We start from the raw sequence: 19,381 nt of genomic DNA, 5'->3' as shown, positions 1-19,381 counted from the left end.
ATTGATCAAGATTGGTTTGGGTAGACCAATTCAGGGAAGTGAACAATGACAAACCAGACAGCGGCAGCGCAAAAACAGGCCGGATATGCCATCGCACTTCCGCCGGTCGTAGCGATCCCCATCCGCGGTTCGTCCGAGCTGTTTCCGGTTCGCCGGGTGTATTGTGTGGGACGCAACTATGCTGCTCATGCTGTCGAAATGGGTCATGATCCCGACCGCGAGCCACCATTCTTCTTTCAGAAGAATCCTGACAACATTCTGCTGGCCGGCTCTGATTTTCCGTATCCGACCATGTCGAGTGATGTGCATTTTGAAATCGAGCTGGTGATTGCGCTGGGCAAAGGCGGCACGAATATCGCTCAGGATGCCGCGCTGGATCATATATTCGGCTATGGCGTGGGACTGGACATGACGCGCCGGGACCTGCAAGGCGAAGCAAAGGACCTTCGCCGCCCGTGGGAAATCGGCAAAGCGTTTGAGGCTTCTGCACCGTGCAGCGACATTGTGCCTGCCAGTGTTATCGGCCATCCGGCAGACGGTGAAATCCGGCTCGACGTGAACGGCAAACGCCGCCAGACCGGCGATCTCAACCAGATGATCTGGAAGACACCGGAAATCATCGCTTATCTTTCCGGCCTTTTCACACTTGCTCCCGGCGATCTGATTTATTCCGGCACGCCATCGGGCGTCGGCGCTATCGAGCGGGGCGACGTCATGTCTGCTTATGTCGAGGGTGTGGGAGACCTTGAAGTCAAGGTTTCCTGAACCAATCGGTGAATTGATCATAAATGGAGATAATCAATGATAGTTGGGATTGACCATATCGAAATCATCGTCCGCGATGTGAAAGCGCATGTCGAGTTTTACCAGAAGATGGGCTTCAAGCTCCTGACCTGGACAGAACATCATGGCGGCTCGGCCGAGCTGCAATTGCCGGGCGAAAACCAGCCGATTATCGAAATCCATGAGCTGTTGGCTGAGGAAAACCCCGGCATTAACCACATGTCCTTCAAGGTGCGTGACATTGAGGAAACCCACAAGGACCTCGTGAGCAAAGGCATCGGATTTTACAAGGATGTCCACGCCTCGCCGTCCACAGGTCGCAAAAATGCGCTTTTCCGTGATCCCGATGGTTGGCGGCTCCAGCTCAGTGATGAAAAGCGCGGAACGCCACAGGTCGTAGCAGACTAAGCCAGACACAAACGAAAAGTGAGCGGAGCCAGGCATGTCCAACGTTATCGACATTAAGGGCCTGCACACTTACTTCCACACGCCCCGTGGACTGGTAAAATCTGTCCGCGGGGTGGACCTGGCCATCAAGCCGGGTGAAACGGTCGGCCTCGTTGGCGAGTCCGGCTCCGGCAAAAGTGTCACCGCGCATTCCGTGATGCGGCTGCTACCCTCCATCAGCGAAATTGCAGAAGGCGAGATCATCTTTGACGGGCTTGATCTTGCCCGCGCTGACGAGCGGGTTGTGAGATCCATCCGCGGCAATCGGATTTCCATGATCTTTCAGGAGCCTATGACATCGCTCAACCCGGTCTTACGCGTCGGGCGGCAGGTTGCCGAGGTGTTGCGCCTGCACACCCGGATGAACCGGACACAGGCGATGGACAGGGTTGTTGAACTGTTCAAAATGGTGGGCATATCCGACGCACAGGCGCGGGTTCACGCTTACCCGCATGAAATGAGCGGTGGTATGCGCCAGCGTATCATGATTGCAATGGCGCTGGCCTGTGACCCTGCCCTTATCATTGCCGACGAGCCGACCACCGCGCTTGACGTTACCATCCAGGCCCAGGTTCTCGACATTCTGAAAGGACTGGTAACGGACACCGGAGCCGCGCTGCTGCTGATAACGCACGATCTTGGCGTCGTTTCTGAAACCGCAGATCGTGTTGCCGTCATGTATGCGGGCCAGATCGTTGAAACCTCTCCGGTGGAAAAAATCTTTGAGGCTCCGCTGCACCCCTATTCAATCGGGTTGATGAACTGTGTGCCGCGGATTGATCAGGATATCGACGAGAAATCCCTTCAGACCATTCCGGGAACCGTTCCTGACCTTGCCGACCTGCCGACAGGATGTGCGTTCCAGTCACGCTGCCCGAAAGTCCACTCCCGCTGCCGCGAAGAAGAGCCGAAGCTTCTGAGTGTTGGCGATGATCATCAGGTAAGGTGCTGGCTTCATGTCTGATCAACCGCTTCTGGAAGTAGACGGATTGACCAAGCATTTTGGTGGCGTAACCGGTCTGTTCGGGCGGAAGACACCCATTCTGCGAGCTGTGAACGATGTTTCGCTGAAGGTCGGAGAAGGCGAAACCCTTGGCCTTGTAGGAGAATCCGGCTGCGGAAAAAGCACATTGGGGCGCTGCATTTCGCAACTCCAGGAGCCCACCGCCGGAAGTGTCAAATTCAATGGCAGAGAACTGATCGGTCTGAAAGGCAACGATCTGCGTGCCATGCGGCGCGAAATTCAGGTTATCTTTCAGGATCCCTACGGATCCTTGAATCCGCGCAAGACCGTTGGTTCAATCCTGTCGGAAGCCTTTCGCATCCACAAATTGCATCCACGTGCGCAGTGGCGTGACCGGGTGGTCGAGCTTCTCGAAACGGTGGGTCTTCTGCCTTCGCATATTGACCGTTTTCCGCATGAGTTTTCAGGCGGCCAGCGCCAGCGCATTTCCATTGCGCGCGCGCTGACGCTCCGCCCCAGGCTGATTGTGGCAGATGAACCCGTTTCAGCTTTGGACGTGTCCGTGCAGTCGCAGGTTTTGAATCTGATGATGTCGCTGCAGCGCAGCCACAGGCTGGCCTATCTCTTCATTTCCCACGACTTGCGCGTTGTGCGCCACATCAGTGATCGCGTGGGCGTCATGTATTTCGGTCGGATTGTGGAAACTTCCGCGACGAAAGCTCTCTTCGACGGCCCGCTTCACCCATACACCAAGTCTTTGCTGTCTGCCGTGCCCAAGACCGGCCGCCGCAAAAACAACGATCGACTGATCCTGCAGGGCGAGTTGCCGTCACCGATCCGGCCCCCTACCGGTTGCTCATTTCACCCACGCTGCCCGTTTCGTGGCGAGCGTTGTTCGAGCGAAGAGCCCGAACTGCGCCAGGTCATGCCCGGCCGGTGGGTATCCTGCCACTATCCGCTCCTGGAAGACCAGCGCGGCCTCGATTCTGTCCCTCAATATGTAGGAGAAGCGAAATGATGGTACCGACCATATCTGGCCGCTGGCGCGCTGGCAGATGGCTGGCGTTTATCGGCGGGCTTGTTCCTTGTATTCTTGCGGCCAGCCTTGCCCATGCGCAAGGCGACGGCGTCATGGTTGTCGGCATTCCCGGCGATCCACCCGTCATCAATGCGGGTATCACCACCGACATTTCCTCCAGCAATCTGTCCGGCCAGGTTTACAACACCCTTGTCCGCCTTGATCCTGCTGGCGAGGTCATACCGGGGCTGGCTGAATCCTGGGAAATTGCCGATGACGGCCTGACTTACACGTTCCGTCTGTTTGATGACGTCAAATGGCATGATGGCGAAGAGTTCACTGCCGATGACGTTGCCTGGAGTCTCTGGAACATCAACCGGGAGTTCAACGGCCCAGCCTCCGGCCTGCTTGAGGCGGTCAAATCCATCGACGCAACGGATGATCTGACCGTTACCTTCAATCTGGAATATCCTTATCCACCGCTCCTGCGCGGTCTGGCCTATTTCAACAGCTCAACCATCCTGCCGCGCCATATTTTCGACAATGGGCAAAGCCCGCAGGAAAACCCGGCAAATCTTGCTCCAATCGGTACAGGTCCTTTTGTTTTCAAGGAATATGTGCGCGGCAGCCATATCGTCTTTGAGCGCAACCCTGACTACCATCTGGCAGAACTGCCATACATGGACCGGCTCGTCTTTCAGATCATCCCGAACGACTCCGCCAGAGCGCTGGCGCTTCAGACCGGCGATATCGACTTCATTCCTTATTACGCCATGCCGCTCGGCGAAGTTGAATCGCTGCGTGCCGATCCTCGCGTCGAGGTGGAATTTGCCAAACGGATGATTGCGGGCATCTACATGGCGTTTCTGAACACCCGCCATGCGCCGCTTGACAACAAACAGGTGCGCCAGGCGCTTTACCATGCGTTGAACCGGCCGGACATGCTGGAAAAGGCCGGTTTCGGCTTCGGTAAGGTTGCCGCCGGGCCGATTTCTTCGGAACAGCAGATATTCTACACCGATGACGTCGTTTCCTATGACTACAACCCGGCAAAAGCCGAGGAAATGCTGGATGAAGCGGGCTTTCCGCGCGGCGCTGACGGAAAGCGCTTCAAATTGCGGGTCAGCTACGACCTCAAGGAAGGCCCGATGAACAACACGGCGATGCTGATGCGCGCCCAGTTCAATGCCATCGGTGTCGATCTTGATATTCAGGGCATGGATTCTGGCGCATGGCGGGAATCCGCATTCACCCGCTGGGACTTTGACATCACCATGGGCTCGTTCTCAACCGGCCCTGACCCGGCAGTGGGTGTAGAGCGGCTTTACGTATGCCGCAACATCGAGCCGCTGATGGCCCGCAACGCATCAGCCTATTGCAATCCTGAACTGGACGAGGTTTTCGCCGTGGCTGGTCGCGAACTGGATGAGTCCGAACGGATCCGCCTTTACCACCAGGTGCAGGCAACACTGGCCGAAGATGCACCGCACTGGTGGCTGTGGGACCGTTACTACCCCATCGCCTTCAATGCCAATCTTGATGGAATTCTTGATGACCTGACCGGCTATGGAGCTTTTGAAACCGTGCGCTGGAAAAACTGACACAACTGGTATTCACCAACCCATGTAAGGAACAGGCAGATGAACTATCTGACACGACATGCGGTACTGGCATTTTCGATACCGCTTTTCATTTCCGGTGCAATGGGATTTGCACATGCCCAGAACGACTCAATCGTCGTAGGGCTTTCGGGCGATCCCACGATCATCAATTCCGGCATTACAACAGAGATCAGCTCAAGCGTGGTGGGCGCACAGATCTACAGCACCATTGTGCGGCTGGATTCCGAAGGCAACCCCATCCCATCACTGGCTGAATCCTGGGAAGTGTCCGATGACGGACTGACCTACACTTTCAAGTTCTTTGATGGCATCAAGTGGCATGATGGCACGCCCTTCACCTCGCAGGATGTGGCCTGGAGCCTGTTGAACATCAACCGGGAGTTCAACGGCCCGGCCGGTGGTTTGCTGAAGGCGGTTGAGACGATTGAGACTCCGGACGATCGGACAGCCGTTTTCAAACTCTCAACTCCCTATCCTCCACTCCTGCGCGGGCTGGCATACTTCAACAGCTCAACGATCCTGCCCCGGCATATTTTCGACAATGGTCAGGATCCACGTGAAAACCCTGCCAATCTGAAACCGATTGGCACGGGCCCCTTTGTGTTCAGCGAGTTCCGCCCTGGCAGCCACATCACGCTTCAGCGCAATGAGGATTACCATCTGGACGGGCCGCACGTGGAACGCCTGATCTATCAGATCATCCCGAACGAAGCGGCGCGCGGACTTGCGCTTGAAACCGGGGAGATCGACTACATTCCGTATCACGTCATGCCGCTGGGTGAAGTGGACCGTCTGCAAAATGCGCGCGATATAACCGTGGCGTTTCAGAAGCGCTCCATCGCCGGGCAATATCAGGCTTTCCTGAACACTCGAGAAGGTCCGCTGGCGGAAAAAGCAGTGCGGCAGGCACTGTACCATGCCATGAACCGCGACGAGCTTCTGGAAAAAGCTGGTTTTGGCCACGGCACCGTCTCGAAAGGCGGGCCACTGTCTTCCGAGTTGCCAATTTTCTACACCGATGACGTCAAGCAATACCCGTATGATCCGGAACTGGCCAACAAAATGCTTGATGAGGCGGGCTTTGAGCGCGGAGCAGATGGCAAGCGCTTTACGCTTCGCATTTCCTACGCGCTTTCCGAAGGACCAATGCAGAACGTTGCGCAGCTTCTGCGTTCCAATTTCGCGGCGGTTGGCGTTGACCTTGTGGATCAGGGAATGGAAACATCCGCCTGGCGCGACCGCTCATTTGTCCAATGGGATTTTGATATCACCATGGGCTCCTATGCCAGCGGTCCTGATCCTGCAATCGGCGCCGCGGCGTTTTACACATGTGACCGCATTCAGCGCATCTCCGGTCACAATGCTTCCGCCTATTGCAACGAGGAAGTTGACGCACTGTTTTCCCAGGGAAGCCAGGAGCTGAACGAAGATCGCCGTATCGAGATCTACCACGAGGCTGCCGCGCAGGTAACGGAAGATGTTCCGCACTGGTGGTTTTGGGACCGTTACTATCCGATCGCGTTCCGCGCCAACCTTGAGGGAATAACAGAAGACATTACGGGCTATGGCACAATGGATGGCGTGCGATGGGTAGAATAGCGCTTCTTCGTGATGTCGAAATCCGCGGCCTCTGACCAGATCGGGTCGGGGCAGTGCAAGACTGCCCCATCCACACTTTAACTATCGCGTTGTCCAGCAGTTGAAACAATTGCGTTTTCAACGAGAAATGCTCCAAGGAAGGTGAAGCGGTGGCACTCCACATTTATCTGTTCAAGCGGCTTTTCTATACTCTTCCGCTGCTGGCATGTGCGATCACGACGATTTTCTTCCTGATCCATGCCGCGCCGGGCGACCCGGTCGACTATCTGATTGGAGAAGCGGGCGCCAGCCAGGAGATGATTGACCGGCTCCGGGCGCAGATGGGGCTGGATCAACCTGTCTATATTCGCCTCTGGAACTACGCGATGCAGGTCCTTGGCGGCAATCTGGGGTATTCGGTGGTTTCGGGAGCACCGGTGCTGAGCCTCATCCTCGACCGTTTTCCGGCGACCCTTCTGCTGATGGCCACGCAATACACCATTGCCGCTATTGTCGGCATCGGTCTTGGCGTTCTGGCCGCCCGCAACCCGCAATCGCGCACCGACAACGTTATCACCTTCATCTCGCTGGCCAGTTTCGCCATTCCCGTTTTCTGGCTGGGTCAGATGATGATCCTGATCCTTGCCTATCACATGAACTGGTTCCCCATTCAGGGCATGACCAATCTGCGCCGGGGTTACACTGGCATCGATTATACCCTGGATGTCGCCTATCATATGACATTGCCAGCATTGACGCTTGCGCTGTCCAATCTTGGCCTGATCACACGGCTGACGCGCAGCAGCATGATTCAGGTCCTGAGCCAGGACTATGTCAAAGTTGCCCGAGCCAAGGGTCTGAGCGAACGGGCGGTTCTGCTGCGTCACGCGCTTCGCAACAGTTTGCTGCCCGTTATTACAGTCATTGGCGATTCCCTGCCGGGGCTCATCGCCGGCGCGGTCATCGTCGAAACCGTCTTTGGATGGCCAGGGCTGGGAAGGCTGACACTCGATGCCATCAATTCCCGCGACTACCCTCTGCTGATGGGAATGTTCCTGTTCATCAGCGTCTTCGTCATCATCATCAATCTGATCGTCGATCTGCTTTACGCAGTTCTCGATCCTCGTATTCGCTACCAGTAGGAGGTTCGCCAATGTCCGCTGCAACAATGGCCGCACCCCCGACGTCCCGCGCCTGGGCCCGTTTTCGCACCAATCGGGCTGCGATGATCGGGCTGGCATTCACCACGATAATTGTGCTTGCCGCACTGAGCGCCCCCTATCTGCCGATTTACGATCCCATGCAGATGGGGCGTTCTTTCCTGCCGCCATCATGGTCGCATCTCATGGGAACGGATGCGCTTGGATCGGACATCTTCTCCAACATCATTCTTGGAGCTCGCACGTCCCTCATAGTTGGGTTCTGTGCTGTTCTGACATCCACCACCATCGGCGTGCTCGTTGGTGCTCTTGCCGGTTATTTCGGCGGAACGGTGGATACGGTACTGATGCGCGTAACGGAAATGTTTCAGATTCTTCCGCAATTCTTTCTGGCGATTGTCATTGTTGCGCTGTTTGGCTCCAGCATCTGGAACGTTGTTCTGGTCATTGGTGCACTGACATGGCCTGTGACAGCGCGCCTGCTACGGGCGGAATTTCTGACATTGCGCAGACGTGAGTTTGTCGATGCGGCGCGCAGCCTCGGCATGTCGCAAACAGACATCATCTTCCGCGAGATCATGCCGAACGCCCTGCCGCCGATTATTGTCAACTGCACCTTACAGATTTCCAGCGCAATCCTGCTTCAAACCAGCCTGAGCTTTCTGGGGCTTGGTGATCCAAACGCCATGAGCTGGGGCACGATGCTGCATAATGCACAGGACTATTTCAGTCGAGCATGGTGGATGGCCGCGTTTCCGGGCATGGCGCTGTTCATCACCACATTGAGCCTGAACCTGGTGGGAGACGGCCTGAACGACGCGCTGAACCCGAAGTGACGACACCTTGAATTGGTCAGGCAATATGCCGGCAAAGATCTGCTCGAAACTGGCTTAATTGCTGTGGTATCGGATCAAAATCTTAAGAATAGCCAGTCTTAATGATCATATCTGATCTAATATCCAGGGTTCGGTCTTATGGTCATTCCACAGTTTCCATTGGGGCGATCCATTCGCTCTGCGATCTGCATTGCGGGTCCGTTAGGTGTGGGCTGGGCAACAGGTTCTTATATCACGGCTATATGGATCGTCATGGGAACGCTGGTGGCTGCTGCAGGCGAATCGGGCAGTGACAGCTATGGGATCCGCCTGCGCAGTCTGGCAAAGGCGGCGCCGATTGCAGCCGCCGGCTATCTGACGGGCTACCTTACACTGTTACCCTACCCGGCATTGATTGCCGCAATGACCGTCGTTGGCTTCGGGGCTGGAGTGGTCAACAGTCTGGGTGCTTCTTTTCCAGCGGCAACCATGCAATTCCTGCTGACTGCCGCGCTCGGGATTGGATTGTCAGATGTCATCACAAGCCCCTACTGGCAGATATCCCTGCTCTATCTTTCGGGCATCATACTCTACGCGGCAGCCCTTTTTATCGAAGCCGCTCTCAAAAGGTCACAAACGCAGCTTCAAGACACAGAACCCTTCAACCCTGGCATCTCATCGGGTTTTGCCACGGCCTCGGCTGGCATGGAATCCACAAACACGCCCTTTGTCTCGTGGGCAAGGGAGCCGCTGGCAATTGCGCTGTGTGTCGGCATCTCCTATTCCGCCAGATACTGGACTGACGACAGTCACTGGTTCTGGATTCCGCTGACAGTTGCCTTGGTAATGACGCCTCGCCTCGGTTCTGTCTATTCGCGCTCCATCGGACGCATCTGCGGAACAGTGATCGGGGTCATCATCGGAATTCTGGCAGTGCGAACCCTGAGCGATGGCACGCAGATGATCGCCGGTATTGCCACCCTGGCATTGCTGCTCCCTTGGGCCAGGGACGTATCCTATGCGGCCAAGGCCGTGATCATGACGCCTTTGATCCTGATTATCGTCGATCTGATTCAACCAGATGTCGGGATCAATATTTATGCCTGGGAGCGCCTGACGGATACAATAACGGGGGGACTTATTGTCATCATCATCGCGTTCATAGCCTATCGTTCCAGCCGATCTGCCAAGCGCCATTTCGCATAGACAGTTGCATGTCTTGTCGCCTGCCTTCGAAGCATCTGCGTCAATCGGCCTGAAAGGGCGCTGTCGATCACCACATTGAGCCTGAACCTGTCGGGAGACAGGCTGAAAGACGCTCGAATTCCAAGTGAGCGTGGATCAAACGTCCTCATCGGGATAAGGCAGTTCCTCAGCAGGCACGTTGATATGGTCAGGCATGGGTGTAACCGGAAACCGGACAGCATCCACATAGGTGCGCTTTTCCAGCAGCGCTTTGACGAGGCGATGCATCCCATCCATCAGTCGCCCCTCCGAACATAGCAAAATGGGATAAGACAAACTGACCTGCTGAACCAGAGCCATATGGTCGGCAAGCGCTCTCGGCGTTGGCATAGTCTGCTCGCTATCAAACCACCAGTTGGTATCAAGCTCGGAAATGGAATCCAGACGCACAGGTCTGGAAGTGTGAGACCGGGAGAGACGTATCAGTCTGTGAACATCCCAGGCATGAAGATCATTGCCAATTTTCCGGAAATGATACTGCTTTCTCAATGTCCGAAGCCCTGGCTGCATTAAACCCGAATTGCTTGGGTGCAAAGTCTTGCACCTTTCGCGAGGCTCGGCAATCAAAGCAAATTCATGAACTCATACGCGCACTGAAATGACGCCTGTGAAAAGGCCGCCCCCCTTACGGCTGGAAAATTGCAAAAAATTGCAAGAGACAGCGTTGACTGCAATTATTTTTGCAGATACTCATGCCTTAGCAAGGAAAATTGTTGATGACCGACTTTCTTGATCGTATTGCAGCACCATCAGTCCGGCTCACCGAGACCGAGCGCAAGATTGTTGATGCCTTGGTGGAAGAACGCCATGAAACGGTTTTTCTATCCGGGCCCCAGCTTGCCGAGCGGTTGAACGTTCATGAAGCCGCAGCCACACGGCTGGCTCAAAAACTGGGGTACAGGGGGTATCCCCAGCTCCGCGCGTCTCTCCAGAAGGAATTGATGAGCGGTCAGGATGCTGCAATGCGCATGCGGCGCTCGGTCAAGATGGCCGGAGCAAAAGGCTATCTGGAGGATCTGATCGCTTCTGAAATATTGGCGCTTGAAACCCTGCTCCAAACGATCTCGCAGGAAGAGATTGATCGTGCGGCGGACATGATTTCGCAGGCGCGCAGGATTCTGCTGTTCGGGCAGGGACACGCCTGGTCAATCCTTTCATTTCTGCAGCGTCGGCTCGATCGCTTCGGCATGACAACCATTGCCTTGTCCGGCAGGTCCCGCGACATCGCAGAGCGGGTCGTATCGCTTGGCCCGGACGATCTTGTGATTGCCATGGCGTTTCGCAACCAGCCGGAGGGCTACAGGCCGCTGATGGAACATGCCCGCGCAGTCAGCGCAAAAACCATTCTGGTTTCAGATTTATCGGGCTCTTCCATGCAGCCCCGACCGGACATGATTCTGGCCGCCCCGCGTGGCCGCTCCGGGAGCGAGTTCCAGACACCGACAGTGCCTTTGGCAATGGTCAACAGCATCCTGCTGACAATTGCGGGCCGCCACGAACAACAGACTATCGGGTCGCTGGAGAAATTATCGGAGTTGTTCAAACAATTCGACTGACTGTGAGGGAGGAGGACTAAATGAAAAGGCTTTTAATATCGGGACTGATGTGTTCCGGCATTTCTTTTGCTTGTGCCGCAGCCGGCGCTCAGGACCTCAATACACTTGGGGTTGACGAGCTTTACGAACTGGCCCGGGAGGAGGGTCAGGTCACGGTGTGGTCGCTATCCAGTCGCATCGCTCAGATCGAGGTTGCGTTTGAAGCGCGCTATCCAGGAATTGATCTGATTGGCCTGGACATCAACTCAACCAACCAGATTGCCCGGCTCGTCGCGGAACAGAATGCAGGCATCAATGCCGTGGACGTTCTGTATCTTTCAGAAGCGCCGACAGTATTCGGGCAACTGGTCCCACAGGGCCGCCTGACACACTATCTGCCGCCGCGGATCGAAGGACAGATCGCGGACGAACTGACGACGCCGCTTGCAACGCACCGCCTTTCCACCCGGGCATTGATGTACAATGAGGCGGCGTATCCCGATGGTTCGCCCATTACCAATCTGTGGCAACTGACAACCCCGGAATGGCGCAGCAAGGTCCTTATGGAAGATCCAACCCAGCGCGGTGAGGTCCTGGACCTTCTGACAGAAATTTCTCTGCGATCCGACGAAATGGCGGCAGCATATGAAGAGCTGTTTGGTAAGCCGATTGAAGTTGCCGATCACCTCGATGGCGCAGGTCAGCAGTTCATCCAGGATCTCTTCGACAACGACCTTATTCTGATTGCCAGCAGCAGCACCGTCAGGGCTTCGGTCGGCGACAAGAATGCCAAAGAGCCTGCCGTTGGCTTCATGACCTATTCCAGCATGCGCGACAACGAACAGGAGGGTTGGGCGCTGCAGATTGCAAATGACGTCAACCCTGGCTCCGGCATTCTGTTTCCGGCGGTTCTGGCCATTGCAAATAATGCGCCCAATCCCGCCGCAGCGAGGCTCTTGATCGATTTCCTGTATGGAGACGATTCCGACACGGGTGGCCCGGGCTTTGAACCCTTTGGCGTGGCGGGCGACTATGCTGCCCGCCGAACCATCAAGGATTCTCCTGACGCATTGCCGTTGGAGGAGCTCAACCTCTGGCAGATTGATCCGGAAAAGACAGCCGCGGCGCGCGCTGAAATTCTCGATCTGGTCATCATGCTCCAGTAGACCATCCATAATTCGCGGGCGCGTCAAAAATGGCGCGCCGCCAATTGGACAAGATCGCCATGACAACGCTAGGAATGCTTCCGCGTGTAAGCAGACGCTTGCTGCGCGCTGAAAATGGGCTGCCGCTCATTCTCATCCTCATAGCCGCCATTCTTGTGCTCGCTCCCCTTTTGCGCGTGGTGTTTGCTACGCTGACACCCGAGGGATTGGCAGCCTGGAAAACCGTCCTGAACAGTCCATTGTCCTGGAACTTGTGGTGGCGACCGCTTATCAACACCATGCTGCTGGGCGCGGGTGTCGCAACAGGTTGCCTTTTGATCGGTGGTTTTCTGGCGTGGCTGGTCATACTGACAGACGTGCCCTTTCGCCGCTTTCTCGGCATCATGTCCATACTGCCATTCATGATCCCCAGCTTCGCAGCCGCGCTGGCGTGGAGCACTCTGTTTCGCAACAATCGTCTGGGCGGTCAGGTCGGTTTTCTCGAAGGGCTGGGCGTCAGTGTTCCCGACTGGCTTGCCTGGGGTCTTATCCCCACCCTGATTGTGCTGATCGCGCATTATTACTCGCTTGCCTACACGATCATTGCCGCTGGGCTCAGTTCAGTTGGCGCGGATCTGATTGAATCCGCACAGATGACTGGAGCAAAACGTCCCAGGATTTTCTTCGGGATCATTCTGCCGGTCGTCACCCCCGCTCTGGTCTCCGGTGCGATGCTGACTTTCGCTGGTGGTGTTTCCAATTTTGCAGCACCTGCGCTGCTTGGCATTCCCGTGCGCATGCAAACACTTTCGACCCGGCTCTATGGCATGATTCAAACGGGTGAGAACGAGCGTGGATTTGTGATCGCGCTGATGCTCATTCTCGTTTCAGCGGCTCTGCTATGGGCCTCCGATCGGATGGTGTCCGGTCGCCGGGCTTTCACCACAGTTACGGGCAAGGGTTCTCGAACCAAGCGATTTTCCCTTGGTGTCTGGCGCTGGCCATTGTTTGTCTTTGCAACGCTGATCGGCGTGGTAACGACAATTGTGCCTGTGCTGGTGCTGTTTGCCTCAAGTTTTGCCCCGCAAAGCAGTGCTCTGTTTTCCAACTGGACCCTGCATTACTGGATCGGGGAAGCCGGCACGGCGCTGGCACAGGGGCAGGCCGGTATATTGCGCAACCCCATGTTTCTTGAGGCACTGAGCACAACTCTCAAACTTGGCTTTACCGTTGCGCTTACCACAATGGTGCTTGGGCTGGGGCTTGCTCACACCATCGTCAAATACAAAGGTTCGGTGCTGGCCAATATTCTCAGCCAGCTAGCCTATGTGCCTTTGTTCATACCCAGCATTGCCCTGGCCGCTGCGTATATCGCACTCTATGGTGCCCCAATCGGCCCCTTCCCTGCGCTTTATGGAACATTTCTGCTGCTGGTTCTGGCGGCCACCGCCAACCTGATGCCCTACGCAGTGCAATCCGGGCGCTCGGTGCTCAGTCAGGTTTCGGCAGATATCGAAGAGAGCGCCAGGCTCACGGGTGCCAGCACGCTGACGCGAATGGTCTACATCATCTTTCCATTGGCCATCAGAGGATTGCTGGCAGGCGGCATTCTCGTCTTCATCAAGATCGTACGTGACCTTTCTCTGGTTGTACTGCTGTTCACGGCCACCACACCGGTCCTCAGCATGATGGCCTACACCTATACGGGCCTCGGCTTTCCGCAGTTCGCAAATGCAATCACGCTGGTCATCCTTGTGATCTGCCTCATGGCATCACTTGCGGTGCACATTCTGCAAAACCATGTCCAGAAGTGGAAAAGCAATTGAACCCTCAATCTTTTGGATCAGAGCGCAACGACGCGCTCGTCATACACCAGCTGGTCAAACAGTTCGGCGCATTCAAAGCCGTCAACAATATCAGCATCAGCGTGCCATCGGGATCGTTTCTGGTTCTCGTTGGCCCATCCGGATGTGGCAAGTCGACCTTGCTGCGAATGCTTGCCGGGTTGGAAAGCCCGACCGAAGGCGAAATTGTTTTCGATGGGAAAGTTGTCTCAAGCGGCACGGACGGCACGTTGCGTGACAGCGCATCGCGCAATGCCGGGCTGGTGTTCCAGAGCTATGCTTTGTGGCCGCATATGACTGTAGCTGCAAATGTGGAATGGCCGCTCAAAGTGGCCAAATGGTCCAAGGCCGAACGTGCTGCACGTGTGGACGAGGTGTTGGGCCTTCTCAACATATCCGAACTGCGCGACCGCTACCCGGCAGAGATTTCAGGTGGACAGCAGCAACGCGTTGCCATCGCACGCACCATCGGGCCGCGCCCGTCTATTCTGCTGCTCGACGAACCGCTTTCAAATCTCGATGCCAAGTTGCGCGTTGAAATGCGCAGCGAGCTCATGCGAATTCACAGGGCGACAGGGGCCACTTCTGTTTACGTAACACATGACCAGGTAGAGGCCATGACAATGGCGTCGCATGTGGCAGTGCTGAACAAAGGACGGGTGGAGCAGTTTGGGCCGCCGGTAGAGTTGCTGCAAAACCCGCAGACGACCTTTGTTGCCACATTTCTGGGGACGCCCGCGGCAAACCTGATCCCGGCTACTCAGCAGAGCGGCGCTTTCGTTTACGAGGGCCAGCCCATAGCCCGCATTCCAGTCAATTTTTCCGAAAAGTCGGTGAAACTGCTTTATCGCGCTCAGGATATCGGGGTCGGGGCTATTGAAGGCCGGCCGCAAATCTTCGGAAAATTTGCCGAGGCGGCGCCTATTGCAGGTCAGTCCATGGTGACAGCAATCGTCGGAGACATGCGTGTTACAGGCATGACAGACGGATACTTTACAGCCGTTCCAGGCTCGGACATCACAATGTCCTTGCTGCGCGAGCCTGACGGCATCTTCAATGAGGCTGGCCAGAGGATCGTTCTGTGAGATTTATTCTGTTGAGGCATGGCGAGACGCTGTGGAATATCGAGCAGCGGCTGCAGGGGCACGAAAACTCGGAGCTGTCGGATCGGGGTCGCGAGCAAGCTCTGCGTTTTGCAAAATATGCTTCGGCTTTTCAGCCGGCACTTGTCGTTGCTTCCGATCTGGGGCGTACAAAGGAAACGGCACGTTTGCTCGGTTACGAAGACGTGGTCTGCGACAAGCGCTTTCGAGAACTGAATATGGGCGAATGGACCGGTCGCAGCAAACCGGAGCTTATTGCCAACCATACCGACGACTACAATGCATGGCGGGCGGGCCAGTATACCCCCCGCAATGGCGAAGCATGGGCCGGATTCTGCAGCCGCGTGGCGCAGGGTGTGCGCCATTGGCTGTCGCAGGCCGAGGGAGACGTTCTGGCCGTGGTGCACAGTGGCGTTATCCGCGCGGCTTTTTCCGAGTTTCTCGGCATTCCGCCTGCCAGGATCATACCCACCACGCCCGGCGCGGCCGCAGTTTTGAATTTTGAGAACCGCGCAGGTCTGGAGGCAAAACTGGAGGGCTACAACATTGGTGCCGTTGCTCCAGATGAAACTGTTTCCGATTGAGGTTGCCTTTTTTACATTTTAGACAGGAAATGGCTTATGGCCCCCTCTGGTACATTTGTACTGCTTGAGCTGCTTGGTGGAATAGCGCTCCTTCTGTGGGGCGTGCGCATGGTTCGCACCGGCATTATCCGGGCATTCGGCGAAAGGTTGAACAGCTTTCTCGAACAGCGTCTGGATGGCCGGTTCAAAGCCTTTTCCGGCGGCCTGGTCGCCACTGCCATACTTGGCAGTTCGACTGCCATGGCCCTTATAGTTGCAGGCCTCGCCTCAAGTGGCGCGCTCAACGCCCTGACCGGGTTAACCCTGCTGCTGGGTGCAGATGTCGGCTCGGCGCTGGTTGCCGGCGTATTTGCGGCGGGCTCTTCACTTGCGTCTGAACTTGCGCCCGTGCTGATCGCCTCAGGCTACCTTGTCTTTTCCCTTTCGCGGGAGTTTCGACCGCGCAACCTGGGACGGGTCATTCTGGGTCTGGGTCTGATGTTTCTGGCCCTGCGCATGGTGATCGGAGCAACCAGCCCGCTGCGAGACGCCACTCTGTTTCATCAAAGCCTTGAAGCGGTTGCGAGCGAGCCATTTCTGGCATTGCTCATTGGCGCAATTCTGGCATGGATGTTTCATTCCACGCTCGCCGTTGTGCTGCTGATCACGTCGTTTCTGGTCAGCGGAAGCCTTGAGCCTGCCTATGTTTTGCCCTTCATTCTCGGCCTTAACCTTGGCGGTGGCCTGCCGGCTGTTGCAGCAACCTTCGATCAGCCCGCTGTGGCGCGGCGGCTGCCTCTTGCCAACCTGTTTTGCCGTGGTTCGCTGGCACTGGTTTGTTTTGTGGCCCTAAAACCAATCGGGTGGCTGGTGGCAATGGTGGCAGTGCCGCCAGCCTATGCCGCAATATCATTGCATGTCGGGTTCAATCTTCTGGCGGCGGCCATATTCCTGCCGTTTGCTCCCCTTGTCATCCGGTTTGTCGAAACACTGGTTCCTGATGTCACAAATGAATCCAGCAGGTTCGGCGCCCCGCGTTATCTGGATCGCGACGCATTGAGTTCCCCCGACGCAGCTCTGGCAAATGCCGCGGTTGAAACCCTGCGCATGGGCGAAATTCTGGAGCGGATGCTTTCCACAGTTCTCGCCGCGCTGGAATCGAAAAAACTGGAACCGCTGAAGGAAATTCCGCAACTGGATGCCACCCTTGGCGCATATATGAAATCGGTGCACAAATATATCGGTCGAATTTACGATGGCGATCTTGCCCAGTCCGAAGCGCAGCGCGTATTTGCGATCACCCTTTGCGCCAGCAATCTCGAACATGCCGGAGACGTCATCAAACTCAATCTGGCAGCGCGGATGAAAAGCCGGATCAAAAGCGGCATAGAATTCTCCGATGATGAGCTTGAGCAGCTTCAGGACCTCAGCGCCGTTGTTTATGCCTCGTTGCGCCTGCTTCCTGCCGCGCTTTCAACCAGTGATGTAAAAGCTTCCGCGCGTCTGGCCGCGCAAAAAGACAAGTTTCGCGAAATAGAACAAGCGATCGTCCAGCAGCATCTGGTCGAAACTCTGGGTAGAAAGCGAACTGCTCGCGGCAGTGCTCTGTTCGTGGATCTGATCCGTGACCTGCACCGCATCAATTCGCATATTGCGTCTGCGGGTTATCCTGTTGTTGCAGCAGCGGGCCTCTTGAACGGGTCGCGACTGAGCGACTGGTAGCACAATTGTGCCTTGCGTCCTGACAGACGATTGCAAGGCGAAATTACTGGCCAAGGTATCGCGGGTCACAGGCGTCTTATCTGCAAACATTCAAGAGGACAGATATGCGCTTTACATTCTCTCTCGCCTTGGCCCTTGCAATCGTCGGCCCGGCCTCCGCCCAGATTGACGAAGATTTCGCCAAGGCCAACCGGATATTCGGCCAGATATCCGCAGCCAGTGTTGTTGATGATATCGAAGGCGAATGGCTTCCGCTCAGCACCCTGTCAAATCTGAATGGCGCCGATCCGGATCCGGGTCTGGTCGCCAGCTATCTCGAACGGATTTGTGGCAACGACACCGTTCGTGGTGCCGTGATTGAGGGAATAGATCAGGCAAGCTTTACGATGGCCGCGCCAAATACCGGCGGAGAACTGGTCTATCGTTTCGACTGGCTTGGCGGAGCTCAGTTTCATCGCAGCTTCGATCCCGAGACATTGTTCCGTGTGCGCAAGTTTGACACCATCGAGGGCGAAAAAGGCGTTGAGATGCGGGCTCGCGCTCTTGAAGCCAGCACCAGTCTGGTCGACTTGTACCGAGTGTCGCCAGACTTGCTGGCCATGGCCACGCCGCAGCGTGTCGAAATCTTCGGTCGTTGTCCGAATTGATGTGTTGAACTGCATGGAAGCTGGTGGTGTTGGCAAGCGTTCGACGGCTTGCCAACACCCCTGCTCGCTCTGACATTCCCCTGGCCTTCCACTGGAGATCGTGATGACCCTCAGCCGTGTCCTTTTCGCAGCCTTACTGGCCACCTCTGCATCCCCGGCGCTGGCACAAAGTGCCGTTGATGATGCTGTCCAGACATTAAGCACATTTGGCGACATTGATGGCATCGCCGGGCGCTGGATCTGGGCCAACATGGTAGCGGTGATTGATCTCAAGGCACCCGACGGCGACGCACTGAAGGGGAAAATGGCGCAGTTCTGCCCGGAGGACCGTTCGCCCGTCATGGCAATTGAGGCGGTTGACGATGGCTTCAACATCAGACTTATCAGTTCACCACCTGGGCTGCATTGGCAGTACCGGCGTGACAGGTCTGGCGCCTATACGCAAAGTGTGGACCCGGACGTTTTCTATGCGGCCTTGGGCTACAGCAAGGAAAAACCGCCCAGCGAGGATGTGATTGCAACCAATGAGCGGAACAGCGGACGGGTGACAGTGATCCGGCCTGACGAGAATGTGCTTCTGATCACGACCCGCACCGGCTTTGACCTGTTCGTTCGGTGTGACGACAAATGACTTCGGCTGAAAGCTCTATCCATTATGAGGAAACCGCACCATTTCCTCATTGTCCGGGAATGGATTGTATGGGCATCGCCCGAAAGCCCGGTCGCGAGCTTTAACGCTTGAGCCGACTGCCAGACTTTCGATGACTTCGCCAGAAGACGTCTGATAGGCATAATAGATCAGTCGATCACAGTGACGACGACCTTCAATCGGTCTGCGGCAGGCCAGAACCTCGCTGCCAACCACGCCGGCCGGGCGGATGAAGCAATCAAATCCATTGGCATTGAAAATTTTCTGCCGTTCGGCAATCCGCATCTCAGGGGTGATGTAAGCATCAACGACAGCGTTGAATTCCTGATCTCTGGTTGAAGGCTCGAATTGCTCTATCATTTCCTGCGCAAGCGGACCTATTGCGCGGGGCTCCTCATAAAACCAGAAAAAATACCCTCCAAGAATGCTCGCACCGAGCAAAACCATGGAGATGATTCCGGTCAACCACCGCACATTCATCAAACTCTCTCCTTCACGTCTTTCAAATACGACGTTCCCGGCAGCGGTAACCTTAGGCAGA

The 19,381-nt window shown here is 56.1% G+C and carries 19 protein-coding genes; 17 read left to right on the top strand and 2 right to left on the bottom strand.

Going from position 1 to position 19,381, the window contains the following annotated elements:
- The first annotated feature begins 45 nt into the window (after nucleotides 1-45).
- From FPY71_RS01630 to FPY71_RS01590, 9 genes are all read left to right on the top strand, one after another.
- Nucleotides 46-765: a fumarylacetoacetate hydrolase family protein gene (locus FPY71_RS01630; protein ID WP_149296990.1), complete on the top strand. Its 720-nt coding sequence runs from the start codon at nucleotides 46-48 to the stop codon at nucleotides 763-765.
- A gap of 36 nt (nucleotides 766-801) precedes the next feature.
- On the top strand, nucleotides 802-1,191 hold the full coding sequence (locus FPY71_RS01625; protein WP_149296987.1) for a VOC family protein: 390 nt from the start codon (nucleotides 802-804) through the stop codon (nucleotides 1,189-1,191).
- 34 nt (nucleotides 1,192-1,225) lie between these two features.
- Complete coding sequence (locus tag FPY71_RS01620; protein ID WP_149296985.1) at nucleotides 1,226-2,194, top strand: ABC transporter ATP-binding protein; 969 nt, start codon at nucleotides 1,226-1,228, stop codon at nucleotides 2,192-2,194.
- The gene (locus FPY71_RS01615) at nucleotides 2,187-3,212 is read left to right on the top strand and encodes an ABC transporter ATP-binding protein (protein WP_149296983.1); all 1,026 of its coding nucleotides are present in this window, start codon (nucleotides 2,187-2,189) and stop codon (nucleotides 3,210-3,212) included. Before FPY71_RS01620 ends, FPY71_RS01615 begins: the two co-directional genes overlap by 8 nt.
- Nucleotides 3,209-4,813 carry an ABC transporter substrate-binding protein gene (locus tag FPY71_RS01610; RefSeq protein ID WP_149296981.1) on the top strand — a complete coding sequence of 535 codons (1,605 nt, stop codon included), beginning with the start codon at nucleotides 3,209-3,211 and terminating at the stop codon, nucleotides 4,811-4,813. Before FPY71_RS01615 ends, FPY71_RS01610 begins: the two co-directional genes overlap by 4 nt.
- A gap of 39 nt (nucleotides 4,814-4,852) precedes the next feature.
- Entirely contained in the window at nucleotides 4,853-6,433 is a 1,581-nt protein-coding gene (locus tag FPY71_RS01605) for an ABC transporter substrate-binding protein (protein ID WP_149296978.1), read from the top strand.
- 149 nt (nucleotides 6,434-6,582) lie between these two features.
- Nucleotides 6,583-7,554: an ABC transporter permease gene (locus FPY71_RS01600; protein ID WP_149296976.1), complete on the top strand. Its 972-nt coding sequence runs from the start codon at nucleotides 6,583-6,585 to the stop codon at nucleotides 7,552-7,554.
- An 11-nt stretch (nucleotides 7,555-7,565) separates the two neighbouring features.
- Entirely contained in the window at nucleotides 7,566-8,408 is an 843-nt protein-coding gene (locus tag FPY71_RS01595) for an ABC transporter permease (RefSeq protein WP_149296974.1), read from the top strand.
- Between the two features lie 138 nt (nucleotides 8,409-8,546).
- Nucleotides 8,547-9,593 carry an FUSC family protein gene (locus FPY71_RS01590; protein ID WP_149296972.1) on the top strand — a complete coding sequence of 349 codons (1,047 nt, stop codon included), beginning with the start codon at nucleotides 8,547-8,549 and terminating at the stop codon, nucleotides 9,591-9,593.
- Nucleotides 9,594-9,728: 135 nt separating this feature from the next.
- Here FPY71_RS01590 and FPY71_RS18625 read toward each other — a convergent pair whose 3' ends face one another.
- Nucleotides 9,729-9,869 carry a hypothetical protein gene (locus FPY71_RS18625; RefSeq protein ID WP_246160087.1) on the bottom strand — a complete coding sequence of 47 codons (141 nt, stop codon included), beginning with the start codon at nucleotides 9,867-9,869 and terminating at the stop codon, nucleotides 9,729-9,731.
- A 479-nt stretch (nucleotides 9,870-10,348) separates the two neighbouring features.
- Here FPY71_RS18625 and FPY71_RS01580 point away from each other — a divergent pair, with 479 nt between their 5' ends.
- The 8 genes from FPY71_RS01580 to FPY71_RS01545 all read left to right on the top strand — a co-directional run bounded on the left by FPY71_RS01580 (nucleotide 10,349) and on the right by FPY71_RS01545 (nucleotide 18,822).
- Nucleotides 10,349-11,188 carry a MurR/RpiR family transcriptional regulator gene (locus tag FPY71_RS01580; RefSeq protein ID WP_149296968.1) on the top strand — a complete coding sequence of 280 codons (840 nt, stop codon included), beginning with the start codon at nucleotides 10,349-10,351 and terminating at the stop codon, nucleotides 11,186-11,188.
- A 20-nt stretch (nucleotides 11,189-11,208) separates the two neighbouring features.
- Nucleotides 11,209-12,333, top strand: coding sequence for an ABC transporter substrate-binding protein (locus FPY71_RS01575; RefSeq protein WP_149296966.1), 1,125 nt, complete (start codon nucleotides 11,209-11,211; stop codon nucleotides 12,331-12,333).
- A gap of 59 nt (nucleotides 12,334-12,392) precedes the next feature.
- On the top strand, nucleotides 12,393-14,138 hold the full coding sequence (locus FPY71_RS01570) for an ABC transporter permease (protein WP_425457852.1): 1,746 nt from the start codon (nucleotides 12,393-12,395) through the stop codon (nucleotides 14,136-14,138).
- Nucleotides 14,135-15,241, top strand: coding sequence for an ABC transporter ATP-binding protein (locus FPY71_RS01565; protein WP_149296963.1), 1,107 nt, complete (start codon nucleotides 14,135-14,137; stop codon nucleotides 15,239-15,241). The genes FPY71_RS01570 and FPY71_RS01565 overlap by 4 nt, the downstream gene beginning before the upstream one ends.
- Entirely contained in the window at nucleotides 15,238-15,843 is a 606-nt protein-coding gene (locus tag FPY71_RS01560; RefSeq protein WP_149296961.1) for a histidine phosphatase family protein, read from the top strand. The genes FPY71_RS01565 and FPY71_RS01560 overlap by 4 nt, the downstream gene beginning before the upstream one ends.
- A gap of 36 nt (nucleotides 15,844-15,879) precedes the next feature.
- Nucleotides 15,880-17,544, top strand: coding sequence for a Na/Pi cotransporter family protein (locus tag FPY71_RS01555; protein ID WP_149296959.1), 1,665 nt, complete (start codon nucleotides 15,880-15,882; stop codon nucleotides 17,542-17,544).
- 104 nt (nucleotides 17,545-17,648) lie between these two features.
- Complete coding sequence (locus tag FPY71_RS01550; RefSeq protein ID WP_149296957.1) at nucleotides 17,649-18,191, top strand: hypothetical protein; 543 nt, start codon at nucleotides 17,649-17,651, stop codon at nucleotides 18,189-18,191.
- Nucleotides 18,192-18,294: 103 nt separating this feature from the next.
- The gene (locus tag FPY71_RS01545; RefSeq protein WP_149296955.1) at nucleotides 18,295-18,822 is read left to right on the top strand and encodes a hypothetical protein; all 528 of its coding nucleotides are present in this window, start codon (nucleotides 18,295-18,297) and stop codon (nucleotides 18,820-18,822) included.
- A 15-nt stretch (nucleotides 18,823-18,837) separates the two neighbouring features.
- Here the strand turns inward: FPY71_RS01545 and FPY71_RS01540 are convergent, their stop codons facing one another.
- Complete coding sequence (locus FPY71_RS01540; protein ID WP_149296953.1) at nucleotides 18,838-19,320, bottom strand: hypothetical protein; 483 nt, start codon at nucleotides 19,318-19,320, stop codon at nucleotides 18,838-18,840.
- Between the last annotated feature and the right edge of the window lie 61 nt (nucleotides 19,321-19,381).

It is taken from the genome of Aureimonas fodinaquatilis, assembly GCF_008369445.1.
Classification (GTDB): Bacteria; Pseudomonadota; Alphaproteobacteria; order Rhizobiales; family Rhizobiaceae; genus Aureimonas; species Aureimonas fodinaquatilis.
The sequence above is the reverse complement of the archived record's forward strand: the minus strand, read 5'-3'. Positions and strand labels throughout refer to the sequence as shown.

What these genes read in the sequence shown, in the direction of transcription:
- FPY71_RS01630 (WP_149296990.1), top strand. Translation starts at nt 46, where the DNA reads ATGACAAACCAGACAGCGGCAGCGCAAAAACAGGCCGGATATGCCATC.
- FPY71_RS01625 (WP_149296987.1), top strand. Translation starts at nt 802, where the DNA reads ATGATAGTTGGGATTGACCATATCGAAATCATCGTCCGCGATGTGAAA.
- FPY71_RS01620 (WP_149296985.1), top strand. Translation starts at nt 1,226, where the DNA reads ATGTCCAACGTTATCGACATTAAGGGCCTGCACACTTACTTCCACACG.
- FPY71_RS01615 (WP_149296983.1), top strand. Translation starts at nt 2,187, where the DNA reads ATGTCTGATCAACCGCTTCTGGAAGTAGACGGATTGACCAAGCATTTT.
- FPY71_RS01610 (WP_149296981.1), top strand. Translation starts at nt 3,209, where the DNA reads ATGATGGTACCGACCATATCTGGCCGCTGGCGCGCTGGCAGATGGCTG.
- FPY71_RS01605 (WP_149296978.1), top strand. Translation starts at nt 4,853, where the DNA reads ATGAACTATCTGACACGACATGCGGTACTGGCATTTTCGATACCGCTT.
- FPY71_RS01595 (WP_149296974.1), top strand. Translation starts at nt 7,566, where the DNA reads ATGTCCGCTGCAACAATGGCCGCACCCCCGACGTCCCGCGCCTGGGCC.
- FPY71_RS01590 (WP_149296972.1), top strand. Translation starts at nt 8,547, where the DNA reads ATGGTCATTCCACAGTTTCCATTGGGGCGATCCATTCGCTCTGCGATC.
- FPY71_RS18625 (WP_246160087.1), bottom strand. Translation starts at nt 9,869, where the DNA reads ATGGATGGGATGCATCGCCTCGTCAAAGCGCTGCTGGAAAAGCGCACC.
- FPY71_RS01580 (WP_149296968.1), top strand. Translation starts at nt 10,349, where the DNA reads ATGACCGACTTTCTTGATCGTATTGCAGCACCATCAGTCCGGCTCACC.
- FPY71_RS01575 (WP_149296966.1), top strand. Translation starts at nt 11,209, where the DNA reads ATGAAAAGGCTTTTAATATCGGGACTGATGTGTTCCGGCATTTCTTTT.
- FPY71_RS01570 (WP_425457852.1), top strand. Translation starts at nt 12,393, where the DNA reads ATGACAACGCTAGGAATGCTTCCGCGTGTAAGCAGACGCTTGCTGCGC.
- FPY71_RS01555 (WP_149296959.1), top strand. Translation starts at nt 15,880, where the DNA reads ATGGCCCCCTCTGGTACATTTGTACTGCTTGAGCTGCTTGGTGGAATA.
- FPY71_RS01550 (WP_149296957.1), top strand. Translation starts at nt 17,649, where the DNA reads ATGCGCTTTACATTCTCTCTCGCCTTGGCCCTTGCAATCGTCGGCCCG.
- FPY71_RS01545 (WP_149296955.1), top strand. Translation starts at nt 18,295, where the DNA reads ATGACCCTCAGCCGTGTCCTTTTCGCAGCCTTACTGGCCACCTCTGCA.
- FPY71_RS01540 (WP_149296953.1), bottom strand. Translation starts at nt 19,320, where the DNA reads ATGAATGTGCGGTGGTTGACCGGAATCATCTCCATGGTTTTGCTCGGT.